Raw genomic sequence first — 13,757 nt, 5'->3', positions numbered from 1 at the left:
CGCGCCGCAGCTTCAACACAGGTGGTATGCCGGATGCGTCCAGCAGCGATTGCTATGCTGCTGGCGGGCCCGTTGTCATTGTCTGCGCCATTGTTTGCCCAGACCGTTCCGCCGCCACAACCTATTCAGCAGGTCACGGAAGCCGATACACTGGAATCGCAGACTTCTGAAACGGGTGATCGCATCGACTTTGAGGCCGATGAGCTCGCCTATGATAACACCGCCGACGTTGTTACCGCGCGTGGAAATGTTGTCTTACGGAGCGATGATCGCTCAGTCCGAGCTGACGAAGTGCGCTGGAACCGCAGTGCCGGGACAATCCTCGCCAACGGAAACGTGCGCTTGGTTGATGAAAGCGGCAACCGGCTGTTCACCGAAAGCGTCGAGTTAACCGACACATTTGAAGCGGGCGCGATGGAGGACCTACTGCTGGCATTGAGGGCTGGCGGACGTCTGGCCGCGCGATCTGGTGAGCGCGGGGATGACGGCACTATCGTACTGAGCGATGCGGCCTACACAGCGTGCGCGCTGGCCGATCAGGAAGACTGCGCCAACAACCCTAGCTGGCGCATTACCGCTGACCGGGTGACATACGACCCTGAAGATACGAGGGTCCGCTTTCGCGGCGCCGTGCTCGAATTGTTTGGCGCGCGCATCCTTCCCCTGCCTGGCCTTGCGATCCGCACCGATGGCCAGTCGGTATCGGGTTTTTTGGTGCCAGATGTACGCATCTCGCAAAGCAACGGCCTGGAGCTGTCGACCGAATACTATTGGCGGATCGACGAGAACAGAGACCTGACGCTGGGCGGGTTCGTCTACACCGACGTTGCGCCCATGGTGTCGGCGGAATGGCGTCACCTGACCGACAAAGGCGCGTATCAGATCACTGGCTATGCGACGCATTCTCGCCGGATTGTGGGCAATGACGGAACGCTGGCGAGCTCCAGTGATCCGCGCGGCTACTTGGATGCGAATGGGAAATTTCAGTTCTCACCCGAATGGAGTCTGACGGGTTCGATCCGGCTTGCTAGTGACCGCACTTTCCTGCGCCGCTACGACCTCAGCCGCGATGACCGGCTGCGCTCAACAATCAATCTGGAGCGGATCGACAACGATTCCTACCTCTCCATCGCCGGCTGGGCGACGCAGACTCTGCGCATTGGCGCGGATCAAGGGCAGGTGCCTGTTGCTCTGCCAGCGATTGATTACCGCCGCCGGATTGCTGATCCGATTGCCGGGGGAGCTGGAATTGCAGTTCAACTCTCTCAACCTGCTGCGCAAAGATGGGCAAGACACGCAGCGCGCCTTTGCCGGAGCGCGGTGGGATTTGCGGCGGCTCACCAACCTTGGCCAAGTCGTCACGCTGAGCGCACTTGCTCGCGGCGATGTCTATCACACCGATCAGACCTTACTCACCTCGACCGAGATTTATCGCGGCAATCCCGGTTGGACCGCGCGGGCGATCGCGATTGCAGCGGTTGATGTGGAATGGCCTTTTGTCGGCGAAGCCTTCGGCGGCACGCAAGTGCTAAAACCACGCGTTCAAGTGGTCGCGAGCCCGCCGATCCGCAATCTGGCCGTTCCCAATGAGGATTCGCGCGCGATCGATTTGGAGGATTCCAACCTCTTCGCGCTCAACCGCTTTCCCGGCTATGACCGGGTCGAAGACGGTGTTCGCGTCACCTGGGGTGTTGACTGGGAGCTGCAACGACCCGGTTGGCGGATCAAATCCACCATCGGCCAGTCTTACCGCTTTGATGCTGCGCGCGAAATCTTCCCGGATGGCACTGGCTTGTCCGAGCGCGTCTCCGACTTAGTCGGACGCACCGAGGTCCGGTTCCGCGACTTTGTGAAGTTCACCCACCGCTACCGGCTCGATAAAGACAATCTTGCGATCCGGCGTAACGAGGTCGACACGACTATCGGCAGCCAGCGCACCTATGTGGAGCTTGGCTATCTGCGGCTCGACCGCGACATTCAGGACCTTGAGGACTTGCAAGACCGCGAGGAAGCCCGCGCGGCCGTGCGCGTTGCGATTGACCGCAGATGGTCGGTGTTCGGCTCTGGCGTGTTCAACCTCACCAACGAAGACGAGGACCCAACCTTCTCGCCCGATGGGTTTGAACCGATCCGCACCCGCTTGGGCGTCGCCTATCAAGATGAGCAGCTAGAGTTTGGCCTAACCTGGCGGCGCGATTTCATCACCGCCGGCGACGCGGCGCGCGGGAACACATTCCAACTGTTTTTCAGCCTCAGAAACCTCGGGTTTAGGTAAGTCCGTTGAGGAGTGCGCCGAAGCCGTTGGCACAGCGCGAAAAAGCGGCTATTCGGCCCGAATATAGGAGGACGCGGTGCTCAGCGCGCAATTGCGCTCAGCGATGGTTAAGCCATAAGCTGGCACCAAGCGAGACAGATGGTTGCGCGGCAAGACTTACAAAGGCGTAAGCTGCGGAAACCAAAACACATTTAGATTACAATCGGGATTTACACGTGACACGCAAATTTTGGTCAAAACTCATCGCTCCGGCGGCTTTGGCAGGTCTTGCAGCAGCGCCGGCTACCCTGCTCGCGCAAGCTGCCGCACCAGCCAACCCGTTCGGCATCCCTGACAGCGTGACCATTTTTGGCAGCTCCAACCCAAATATGCGCACAGCGACCGCCATCGTGAACGACTTTGTCATCACCGGCACGGACATTGATCAGCGCGTGGCTCTGGTCACGGCAGCGGCTGAAAGTCAGGTGTCAGAAGAAGAGCTCGCGCGCCTGCGGCGTCAGGTTTTGCGCAATCTGATTGATGAAACACTGCAGATTCAGGAAGCAGCCAAGCTCGAACTGCCAGTTGACCCTGCCGAGGTGAACCAGACCTATGCGCAATTGGCCGCACAGAACTTTGGCCAAGACCCAAGCGCGATGGACACTTATCTGCGCAGCATCGGCTCCTCGCCTGCATCATTGAAGCGTCAGATCACGGGCGAATTGGCTTGGCAGCGGGTGCTGAGCCGCAACGTCACGGCTTTCATCAATGTGTCCGAGGAAGAAGCACGCGAAGTGCTGGAACGCCTCGAGGCGGATCGCGGCACAGATGAATATCGTCTTGGCGAGATTTACATGTCCGCCACCTCAGAAAATCGCGAAGCCGTGCGCCAGAACGCGCAGCGGATTGTCGAACAATTGCAGCAAGGCGGCAGCTTTGTTGCCTATGCGCGCCAATATTCCGAAGCGACCACAGCCGTTGTGGGCGGCGACACTGGCTTCCTACGCCTTGGCACACTGCCCGGCCCAATGGCCGAAGCAGCGCAGCAGATGCAGCCCGGCCAGCTAGTTGGACCGCTTGAAATCCCGGGCGGTTTCACAATCATATATCTGATCGAGAAGCGTCAGGTTCTGACCGCCGATCCATTGGAGGCGCTGCTCAGCCTCAAGCAAATCTCGATCACTTTTGAGCCGGGCACGACCGAAGAACAGGCCGCGGGCCGGGTCGAGCAATTCGGCACATTCGTTCAAGGTCTGCGCGGCTGTGCGGATGCAGAATCGGCGCGCGACGTTCTGGGCGCTTCGGTGGTTTCCAATGAGCAGATCCCTGCCCGCCAACTGCCTCAGCAGTTGCAGAACATCATTCTCAACCTGCAAGTCGGCCAGTCTACACCGCCATTCGGTTCAATCACAGAGGGCGTGCGCGTCCTGATGCTGTGCGGTCGTGATGATCCGCAGGTTGCGGGCAGCCCGACCGTTCAATCCGTGATGAACCAGATTGAGGAAGAGCGCATCAACAAGCGTGCGCAGCGATACCTGCGGGATCTGCGCAACGACGCCTACATCGAATACAACTGAGCATAGCTTAGGTGGGTTCTGCTGCGCTTCCCCTCGCCGTTTCCTTGGGCGATCCGGCGGGGATCGGGCCAGAACTGATCGCGCATTGTTGGGCGCGCCGAGACGAGCGCGGCATCGCGCCGTTCTTCGTCGTTGGCGGCTTTGACGTTGTGCGAGCCGCTGCTGAAGCGGTGGGCGCGGACTGCCCGGTGATTGCCATCGGAGACACCTCCGAAGCCATCGAGACATTCTCAGATGGCCTGCCCATTTTGGCCGGTGAGGATTGCGAATATCGCCCTGGCCAACCGGACGAGCAAGGCGCAGCGCTCGCGATGCACTCGCTTGCCGAGGCCACACGTATGGCCCTGCTCGGCAAAGCCTCCGCTCTCGTAACAGCCCCCGTGGCAAAATCGCAATTGGCGAAGGTCGGATTTAATTTTCCCGGCCAGACCGAATTTCTCGCCGCTGTGTGCGGGCTCTCGCCCTATGATGCGGTCATGATGCTGGCCGGGCCGTCGTTGCGCACTGTGCCGCTGACCGTGCACATTCCGCTGAGCCAAGTTTCACCCGCCCTGTCGTCTGAGTTAATCCAGCATAAGGCACAAATCGTAGCCGCGGCGTTGGTGCGCGATTTTGGCATTGCCAGCCCGCATTTGGCCGTCGCTGGGCTAAACCCTCACGCCGGCGAAGACGGCAAGTTTGGCGATGAAGAAGCCCGCATTATCACGCCCGCTATCGATACCTTGCGCGAAGGCGGTATCGATGTGAGCGGCCCGCATCCGGGCGACGCTTTGTTTACCCCGCGCGCCCGGGCAGGCTATGATGCTGCTCTGTGCATGTATCACGATCAGGCTCTGATCCCGCTGAAAGCGCTGGAATTTGACGAAGGCGTGAACGTCACTCTCGGCCTGCCGATCATTCGCACTTCGCCCGATCACGGCACCGCATTTGATATTGCGGGCAAAGGTGTCGCAGACTCAGGTGCGATGATCGCGGCCATGCAAATGGCGGCGCAGTGCGCAGCGGCGCGCAAGCCCAATGGCTGATCTCCCACCGCTTAGAGAGGTGATCGCGGCTCACGGACTTAGCGCTTCCAAGAAGCTCGGTCAGAACTTCTTGTTGGACGAGCAATTGCTGGACCGGATCGCGGCGATCCCCGGTGATCTGAACGGTCAAAATGTGCTAGAAATTGGTCCCGGACCTGGTGGGCTGACACGGGCTCTGCTGCGCGCGGGCGCGAAGGTGACAGCAATCGAGATGGATGATCGTTGCTTGCCACCCCTCGCCGACCTAGCCGAAGCATTTCCGGGCAAGCTTACCGTCATCCACGGCGATGCGATGAAGTTTGATCACGATGATGTCATGGGGGGTGAACCGTATCATATCGCCTCCAACCTGCCCTATAATGTCGGCACCGCCTTGTTCGTAAACTGGCTGAGCAGCACGCAGTGGCCCCCGCTTTGGCGCTCACTAACACTGATGTTTCAGCAAGAGGTTGCGCAGCGGATTGTGGCGCCCTCTGGCGGGTCGGCCTTTGGCCGCTTGGCCGTGCTCGCGCAATGGCGATCCGAGGCAAAACTCGCGCTAAAGGTGCACCGCAGCGCGTTCACACCGCCGCCCAAAGTGATGAGCGCGATTGTCCATGTCACGCCCAAAGCCGCACCTGAAGGCGTTGTGCCGCGAACACTGGAACGCATCACGGAGGCCGCCTTTGGCCAGCGCCGCAAGATGCTGCGCCAGAGCCTCAAAGGCGTGCCGGGCGCGCTGGACGCTCTGGAGCAAGTTGGCATCGAACCAACACGCCGCGCCGAGACCTTGAGCGTTGATGAGTTTGTCGCCATTGCCAGGGAACTCGCGGGTCACGCTGGTTAATTTGGCGTAACCAAGCTTGCGAACATCTTAGAGGGATTTTGCGATCTATCACGCTGAGCAAGAGACCGTTACCGGACGAACCATCCGGACAGACAGGTAAGAAACGCCATGAGCTTTCTCGAAAAACGCCAGCAGGCGGCGCATAGTGATCAGCGCCGCTCGGGCCGCTTTGCCGTGGAAATTCCAGCGACATTTCGCACCACCAGCGGAGAACGCGCGTGCCGTATGGCCAATATCTCCGACAATGGCGCGAAGCTGGAAACCGACAATCCGCCGGCCATGGGCGTGTCCGGAATGCTGCTGCTCGGCTCTGAGGAAATCTATTGCACGGTCATCTGGTCAAACGACAATGCCTGCGGGATCGAGTTTGAGCGCAGCATTGGCGAGCACGCGCTTGTCCAAATCGCTGGCGAGCGGGTCAGAAACACCGGACCTGTGGCTCAGGCCTGCAACATCCAGATGGGCCGAAAGCGCGGTCGGCTGGTGACGCACCATAGCTGACCGCGCTTTCGCTGGCTGATCTCAGACCGCCTTCTTTGCCAACCGCCATTGATGCAGCAGCGGCTCTGTGTACCCGCTGGGCTGCTCCACCCCGTTAAAGATCAGCTCTTTCGCCGCTGAGAATGCCGCGCCATCTTCATTGCCAGTCAGCGGGACATAGGTGGGATCGCCCGCGTTCTGCGCATCAACCTTGGCCACCATGCGGGTCAGGCTGTCCATCACCTGATCCTGCGTCACGACGCCGTGTAGGAGCCAATTGGCGATATGCTGCGATGAAATGCGCAAGGTCGCGCGGTCTTCCATCAGGCCAACGTCATTGATGTCCGGCACCTTAGAACAGCCCACACCTGCATCGACCCAGCGTACAACATAGCCGAGCAGGCCCTGCGCATTGTTGTCTAGCTCATCGCGCAGCTCCTCATCCGACCAATTGGTGCCTTCCGCGAGCGGGATGCGAAGCAGGGTGTCGACGCTAGGTATCTCGCCCAGCCCTTGCTGGATCTCAAACACGTTTTCCTGATGATAATGTAGCGCGTGCAGTGTCGCGGCGGTGGGCGACGGGACCCAAGCGGTGTTTGCACCTGCGCGCAAATGACCGATTTTCTCCTGCATCATTTGCCCCATCAGATCGGGTGCAGCCCACATGCCTTTGCCGATCTGAGCCTTTCCAGAGAGGCCGCAAGCAAGGCCAATCGCAACATTGCGCGCCTCATAGGCCGTGAGCCAGTCAGAGCCCTTCATCGCGCCTTTGCACATCATCGGTCCAGCTCGCATGCTGGTGTGAATTTCATCGCCTGTCCGGTCGAGGAAGCCGGTGTTGATGAACACGATCCGGTCACGCACCGCATGGATACAGGCGGCAAGGTTCGCGCTCGTGCGGCGTTCCTCGTCCATCACGCCGACCTTGATCGTGTGACGCGGCAGGCCGAGCAAATCCTCCACCGCATTAAACAGATCATTGGTTAAAGCGCATTCTTCCGGCCCGTGCATCTTGGGCTTCACAATGTAGATCGATCCGCATTTCGAATTGCCGTATTTCGCCTGGCCTTCGACATCGATCGTGCTGATGGCGCTGGTGAAAACGGCATCCATGATGCCTTCCGGAATTTCGCTGCCGTCCGTCAGCCGGATCGCCGGGTTGGTCATCAAGTGCCCGACATTGCGCACAAACATCAGGCTGCGACCGGGCAAACAGTCTTTGTTTCCCTGCGCGTCTGTAAATGGCTTATCAGCATTGAGCCTGCGCGTCAGCGTCTTGCCGCCTTTCTCAAAGCTCTCTTGCAAGTCGCCGCGGATCACACCCAGCCAATTACGATAGGCTAGCAGCTTATCCTCAGCATCCACCGCAGCGACGGAATCTTCGCAATCGGCAATCGTAGTCAGCGCGGCTTCGACGTTTATGTCCGCAATGCCAGCTTTGTCCGTCTGGCCGACGGGAGAGGCGGCATCGAACACGACCTCGATGTGCAGACCGTTGTTTTGGAAAAGTAGACCTTTTTCCGTTTTGCCAACATATTGGTTTTCATCCTGCAGCTTGCCGTCATTCTCGTCGGCGAGATCCGCCCAGCTTTGATCAACCAGCGGGAGCGCCTGATCCAGAAACGCGCGGCCACGAGCGATCACTGCATCACCGCGAGCGCGGTCATAACCGCCTGGCTTTGCGGGCGGCGCATCAAGCGCATCCGTGCCGTAAAACGCGTCATACAAGCTGCCCCAGCGCGCATTGGCCGCGTTCAGCAGAAAACGCGCATTGAGGATCGGCACAACCGGCTGCGGCCCTGCCATGGTTGCGATTTCAGGATCGACGTTCTGCGTGCCGATTTTGAACGGGCTTGGTTCCGGGACGAGGTACCCAATCTCTTCGAGGAACGCCTTGTAGGCGCCCGCATCATGGGGCTGCCCTTTGCGGGCATCGTGCCAAGCATCGATCTGAGATTGCAGTTCTTCACGCTTAGCGAGCAATTCCGCATTTCGCGGCGCAAATTTGGCCAGCAAATCTGCAAAACCCTGCCAAAAGGCGTCTACGTCCCGGCCTAGAGGGCCAAGCACTTCGCTGTCGAAGAATGTCGCTAGCCGCTCATCCACAGACAGCCCGGCACGGGAAATCAAATTGCTCATAAGTCCTCTAACACTCCAATGCGCAGCGCAGGGGCCGCGAACAGATCAACATGGGTTCCTGGGGAGGAGGACGCCCCAGCCTATGGCCAAAGCCAATGCGGATTGCAACGGGTGAAAGCCTCACTTCAAAACCACCGCTTGGATGATAGCGTCCGCCCCGCTAGAGCAGTCAGCAATGACAAGCGGAATTCTTGAAAAATTTGATACCGCGGCAATGCTCGCTCAGGTACAAGACTGGTGCGCAATCAACACGGGCACCGGCAATATCGAAGGGCTTGCGAAACAGGCTAGCAAACTGGCTGACGCCTTCTCCGCCCTGCCCGGTGAAGTTGAGCTCATCGATCCAGCGCCCGTCACCGCCATTGCCGCTGATGGCAGCGAGTTTGAAAAGCCCAACGGCCAACATATGGTTCTGCGCGTTCGGCCACAGGCCAATGCTCGCATCTTGCTGACCGGACATATGGATACCGTCTTTCCCAAAGAGCATTCGTTTCAGAACCTGACCTGGCTGGAAGACGATGTGCTGAATGGTCCGGGTGTGGCCGATATGAAGGGCGGAATTTCGGTCATTCTCCATGCACTAACGGCATTTGAAACAATGCCGGGCTCTTCTGCGCTCGGCTATGATGTGATGATCAATTCCGATGAGGAAACCGGGTCTCTTGCAAGCTCCGCTTTGATTGCCGAAATGGCGCGCGGGAAACTCGCCGCGCTCACTTTTGAACCCGCAGCTCTGCCTGATGGAACACTGGCGCATGCGCGCGGCGGCACAGGCAATTACTCCATCATCATCTCAGGCAAATCAGCCCATGCGGGCCGCAATCCGCACGAGGGTCGCAACGCCATTGTTGCAGCGGCAGACTTGATCCTGCGGATCAAAGCAATGGAGCGCGAAGACATCACCGTAAACCCCGCAAAGCTGGAAGGCGGAGCGGCCAATAATGTCGTGCCGGACCACGCTGTTTTGCGCTTCAACATTCGCCCGAAGAGCACAGAGGCGATGCAAGGCTTCGACAACAATCTCAACACTTTGCTGCGCAGCATTGAGAGCAATCACGAAGTGTCGACGCATCGACATGGAGGCGTGACCCGCCCGCCCAAACCGGTTGATAATCAATCGCAGCGACTGTTCGATCTGGTGCAGAAATGCGGCGCACAATTAGGCCAGAAAATCGCCTGGAAATCGACCGGCGGCGTGTGTGACGGCAACAATATTGCCGCATGCGGTGTGCCTGTCGTCGACACCCTGGGCGTGCGCGGCGGCAGTATCCATTCACCCGATGAATTTCTTATCGTTTCGAGCCTGACGGAACGCGCCGCTCTGTCCGCTCTCGTTCTTTCTCGCATTGCTGCTGGAGACATGCATTGACCTTTCGCATGCGCGCATCGCGCACGTCCGATCTTGAGCATTTGTACGAAATGGCAAAGCTGACCGGCGGCGGGTTCACCAACCTTCCCGCTGACCGTGAAGCGCTGGCGGCCAAGCTCGAAACTTCTGCCAAAGCGTTCGCCAACACGGGCAACGAGCTGACGAACGAGACCTTCGTCTTGGTGCTTGAAAATGTCGCCACTGGCGCGGTGCGCGGGACCTGCCAATTGATGACGCAGGTTGGGCAGCAATGGCCTTTCTATTCCTACCGCCTCAACACCCTGACTCAATACAGCCAGGAATTGGACCGCACGGTTCGCGCCGAAATGCTCAGCCTTGTGACCGATCTGGAGGGATCTAGCGAAGTCGGCGGATTATTTCTCCATCCCAATGAGCGCGCTGGCGGGCTCGGCTTGCTGCTCGCACGCAGCCGCTATCTGTTCATGGCGATGCACCGCAAACGCTTCGCCGACCGGGTCCTGGCTGAGCTGCGCGGTATCATTGACGAACGCGGCGGATCACCATTCTGGGACGGTGTCGCCGGGCGGTTTTTCGGAATGGGCTTTCAAGAGGCGGACTATTTCAACGCCATCAACGGCAACCAATTCATCGCCGATCTGATGCCCAAACATCCGGTCTATGTCGCCATGCTGGACAATGAAGCAAAGAAGGTCATCGGCCTGCCCCACCCCACTGGCCGCGCAGCCATGCGGATGCTCGAGAAGGAAGGCTTTGCCTATGAAGGTTATGTCGACATCTTCGACGGCGGGCCCAGCATGATCGCAAAAACCGATCAGGTGAAAAGCGTGGCTGGCTCAACCGCGGCAAAAATCGCGGGTGTTGAGAATACCGAAGGCGAGAAAGCCCTGATCGCGACCGGCTCGCTGAGCGATTTCCGCGCATGCTACGGCCTTCGTTCAGCCTCCGAGGATGGTTCAATCGAAATCGATTCCGTCGCCGCTGACACACTCGACGTAAGCACAGACGACACCGTGTGGAGCGTTGCTCGATGAGCGGCCCGGTCAGCAATCTGGTTGAGGTCAATTTCGATGGCATCGTCGGGCCAAGCCACAATTATGCTGGCCTCTCCCTTGGCAATATCGCCAGCGCCAGCCACGGCGGCGATGTCTCTTACCCGCGCGCCGCTGCGCTCCAAGGCTTGGAGAAAATGCGCGGCAATCTTGCGCGGTTTGGGCATCAAGGCTTCCTGCTTCCCCTGCCCCGGCCAAACAATGCTCTCACCCAGCAACTGGCGGTGGATGAGGACACCCCGCGCCAGCTTCTCGCCGCGGCTTGGTCAGCATCGAGCATGTGGACCGCAAATGCTGCCACGGTCAGCCCAGCGCCAGACACCGCCGATGGCAAATGCCATCTGACACCCGCCAACCTCGTCACCATGCTGCACCGGGCGCAGGAATGGCCCGACACCAAACGCATGCTCGACATCGCCTTTGGCAACAGCGCACATTTCGCTGTGCATGACGCCGTCCCGCCAAGCTTTGGCGATGAAGGCGCGGCGAACCATATGCGCCTATGCGAAGGGCATGGCAGCAAGGGGGTCGAAGTGTTCGTCTATGGTCGTCCAGGTGGCAAATTCCCGGCGCGCCAGCATGAGCAGGCAAGCAGCGCGGTCGCACGTCTCCACGGTCTAAACCCAGACGCCTGCGTCTTTATTGAACAGAACCCGGCCGCGATCGAGGCCGGCGCGTTTCACAATGATGTCGTCGCTGTGGCGAACGAGCATGTGCTGTTCACTCACGCGGAGGCCTTCGCCGATCAGCAAAGCGCTTACGAAGCGATCCGCGCTGCCTTCCCTGCGCTTGAAGTGGTCGAAGTGCCGAGCTGCGCCGTCACCCTAGCTGAGGCGATCCGCACCTATCTGTTCAACGCTCAGCTCGTAACCCAACCCGGCGGCGGCATGGCTCTGATCGTGCCAGAGGAATGCCGTGAAAGCGCGAGCGTATGGGCTTGGTGCGAGGATATGCTCGCCAGCAATGGGCCGATCCGCGAAGTCATTCCCGTCGATGTGCGCCAAAGCATGGCCAATGGCGGCGGCCCAGCCTGCCTTCGATTGCGCGTCGTGTGCGATCCGACGACCGTCGATCCGCGCTTCCTCCTGACCGAAAGCAAAGCCGACATGATGGCAGGTGTGATCGAAGCCAACTGGCCCGAGCAAATCGACCCAGCCGATATTGGCAGCGAAACCCTTGCTAAGTCGGTGGTCGCCGCAAGAGCGGCACTGCTCACCGCGCTGGAACTCACAGAACTTGGTTAAACGAAGTTAACGCGCTTGGCGGCTGCGTCGAGCATGCTTACACTTCTGCAATCATTAACCAATCAGCCGCGCAAAAAAGCGTTGCTGGCACGGCACTTGCACCCAAAAATGCGAAGTGTTTAACGGCGGAGAAACCATGCTGCGTAAGATCGGAAGGCTGTTTGTCATCAAGACAAGGTTCGAAGCCTTCGTGATCATTTACGCGCTTGCACTCGGCGCGACATCGCGCGGCGCAGCCTATTTGCAAGAATATCCCGGATGGGGCGGCCAGCTGCTGTTCCTGGCAACCACGGGCGCGGTGTTCCTGGCCGGGGCTAAAATCCTCGACTGCTTAAAGTATGAGAAGGCTGAGCGGGAGCGTGAGGCGGTTGAACAGGCTGAGGTTTGACCGACCGCTAACAACCCACTTGCGAACCTTCTGGGTGTTCAGTGCCGGCGGGGATAAAGACACGCTGTATGCTAGGCGGCTTCAATGGTATCGGACGCAGCCAACTTGAGTTAGGTCTGCCGCTGCGGCTTTTTCCAAACTCATCCACTATCAATCGACAAATTTGCCGTTTGATAGGCCGCCATTCAAGACAGCCGAGGCTACTGAACATCATTTAGTCGCTTCGGCTGGCCCCCGATTATAATGGAAAGAATATGGGCAACAGAAAACGAAAGACGCTACCGAAGGATTTTGAGGAATCTTTAAGGTCTGGCAGCTTGGAAACGCTGGAAGCTATCTTCGAAAGTGTCGATGTGAACGCCCGCGGCGGGGCATTCAAGCAATCCGCACTGGCCTTCAATGACTGTCCTGACGATCTGTCTCGGTGGCTGATCGAGCAAGGTGCTGACGTGAATTTTGGCGATAGCTATGGCGAAACACCTCTCCACGCCCGGGCTGGACATTGGCAGGGAAACATTGCGGTCTTGCTTGAGCTTGGCGCAGACGTGAACAATGCTGCTGGAGGTCGAGGTACGCCACTGCACCGGGCTGCGGCTGTTGGCAATATTAAGACTGCAAGTCTGTTGCTGGAACATGGAGCAAATCCTGATGCCCTAAATTCGAGAGGCCAATCTCCGTTGGTTTTTGCTTTGGAGCGGTGCAACAACGCGCACATTGCTCGAATGGCACCCATGGCGGAATTATTGTTGAACGTGATGTCCGCACCAACTCCCGAGAAGCCATTCATGGGAGACACCTTAAGCGGATCAGCTGATCAATCCTCAGTCGTAACCCCTGAAATGCAAAGCATGGTAGAGCAGATCGGTGCAAAATTTGAATTCCACCGGGCGGGCTTCAACCCTGAAACCGTGGAGAAAGCTAGTAATGCTCTAGATCGACTCTACGATCTCTTCAAAGTCCGACCCGTTGCCCGACGCGCGGTGCATGATGGCAAGTCAAAAATCATCGCAAAAGCGTCAACTTGGCAAGGCCAACACCAAGAACTTTGGGAGCTGCTAGTTCCCTCTAGTGGTGCAGCATCAACCGTCCAGGGTGAAATAATCCGCATTTCCGGACGGATCAGTGACGAGATCGAACAAAATGGCGGCGTTAACTGGGATGCCGATTATCGGAAGATGGCTGACGCTCTTCTAGCCCACTTGGAACTCGGGAGAAAACTGTCACCTCCCGATCTGAACGTAGCCACTAAAATCGTCTCAGAGGTGAAGACTAAGCAAGGCGATCATACTGAACTTTGTCGGCTTGCAGTGAATTGGGTGAAGCTCAACCCTGCGCCAATCAGCCTCGATCCACCCTCATATGGCAGGTAAAAACACGCATTACAGCATCATTGCGTCTAGTCCGCCTTCACACTCAAAAGGAAA

10 protein-coding genes and 1 pseudogene are annotated in these 13,757 nt (G+C 58.5%); 10 read left to right on the top strand and 1 reads right to left on the bottom strand.

The window, feature by feature from the left end; all coding sequences use genetic code 11:
• The first annotated feature begins 54 nt into the window (after positions 1-54).
• From AC0V6M_RS10220 to AC0V6M_RS10200, 5 genes and pseudogenes are all read left to right on the top strand, one after another.
• Positions 55-2,275: pseudogene (locus tag AC0V6M_RS10220) on the top strand (LPS-assembly protein LptD).
• Positions 2,276-2,490: 215 nt separating this feature from the next.
• Positions 2,491-3,831 (top strand): peptidylprolyl isomerase, encoded by a 1,341-nt coding sequence (locus AC0V6M_RS10215; RefSeq protein WP_486138700.1) that lies wholly within the window; start codon positions 2,491-2,493, stop codon positions 3,829-3,831.
• Between the two features lie 11 nt (positions 3,832-3,842).
• Complete coding sequence (pdxA, locus tag AC0V6M_RS10210) at positions 3,843-4,856, top strand: 4-hydroxythreonine-4-phosphate dehydrogenase PdxA (protein ID WP_486138699.1); 1,014 nt, start codon at positions 3,843-3,845, stop codon at positions 4,854-4,856.
• Entirely contained in the window at positions 4,849-5,682 is an 834-nt protein-coding gene (rsmA, locus tag AC0V6M_RS10205) for a 16S rRNA (adenine(1518)-N(6)/adenine(1519)-N(6))-dimethyltransferase RsmA (protein WP_486138698.1), read from the top strand. Before pdxA ends, rsmA begins: the two co-directional genes overlap by 8 nt.
• A 108-nt stretch (positions 5,683-5,790) precedes the next feature.
• Complete coding sequence (locus tag AC0V6M_RS10200) at positions 5,791-6,183, top strand: PilZ domain-containing protein (protein ID WP_486138697.1); 393 nt, start codon at positions 5,791-5,793, stop codon at positions 6,181-6,183.
• Between the two features lie 21 nt (positions 6,184-6,204).
• Here the strand turns inward: AC0V6M_RS10200 and AC0V6M_RS10195 are convergent, their stop codons facing one another.
• Positions 6,205-8,301 (bottom strand): malate synthase G, encoded by a 2,097-nt coding sequence (locus AC0V6M_RS10195; RefSeq protein WP_486138696.1) that lies wholly within the window; start codon positions 8,299-8,301, stop codon positions 6,205-6,207.
• A 175-nt stretch (positions 8,302-8,476) separates the two neighbouring features.
• On the opposite strand from AC0V6M_RS10195, the gene AC0V6M_RS10190 reads away from it, so the two are divergent.
• The 5 genes from AC0V6M_RS10190 to AC0V6M_RS10170 all read left to right on the top strand — a co-directional run bounded on the left by AC0V6M_RS10190 (position 8,477) and on the right by AC0V6M_RS10170 (position 13,703).
• Complete coding sequence (locus AC0V6M_RS10190; RefSeq protein WP_486138695.1) at positions 8,477-9,670, top strand: hydrolase; 1,194 nt, start codon at positions 8,477-8,479, stop codon at positions 9,668-9,670.
• Entirely contained in the window at positions 9,667-10,683 is a 1,017-nt protein-coding gene (locus AC0V6M_RS10185; protein ID WP_486138694.1) for an arginine N-succinyltransferase, read from the top strand. Before AC0V6M_RS10190 ends, AC0V6M_RS10185 begins: the two co-directional genes overlap by 4 nt.
• Positions 10,680-11,945 (top strand): N-succinylarginine dihydrolase, encoded by a 1,266-nt coding sequence (locus tag AC0V6M_RS10180; protein WP_486138693.1) that lies wholly within the window; start codon positions 10,680-10,682, stop codon positions 11,943-11,945. Before AC0V6M_RS10185 ends, AC0V6M_RS10180 begins: the two co-directional genes overlap by 4 nt.
• Positions 11,946-12,081: 136 nt before the next feature.
• The gene (locus AC0V6M_RS10175; RefSeq protein ID WP_486138692.1) at positions 12,082-12,333 is read left to right on the top strand and encodes a hypothetical protein; all 252 of its coding nucleotides are present in this window, start codon (positions 12,082-12,084) and stop codon (positions 12,331-12,333) included.
• A 254-nt stretch (positions 12,334-12,587) separates the two neighbouring features.
• Positions 12,588-13,703, top strand: coding sequence for an ankyrin repeat domain-containing protein (locus AC0V6M_RS10170; protein ID WP_486138691.1), 1,116 nt, complete (start codon positions 12,588-12,590; stop codon positions 13,701-13,703).
• The last annotated feature ends 54 nt before the right edge of the window (positions 13,704-13,757 follow it).

This window comes from Erythrobacter sp. JB3-1 (assembly GCF_057364995.1).
Note: the sequence above shows the minus strand (reverse complement) of the source record. Positions and strands in the feature narration are given on the sequence as shown.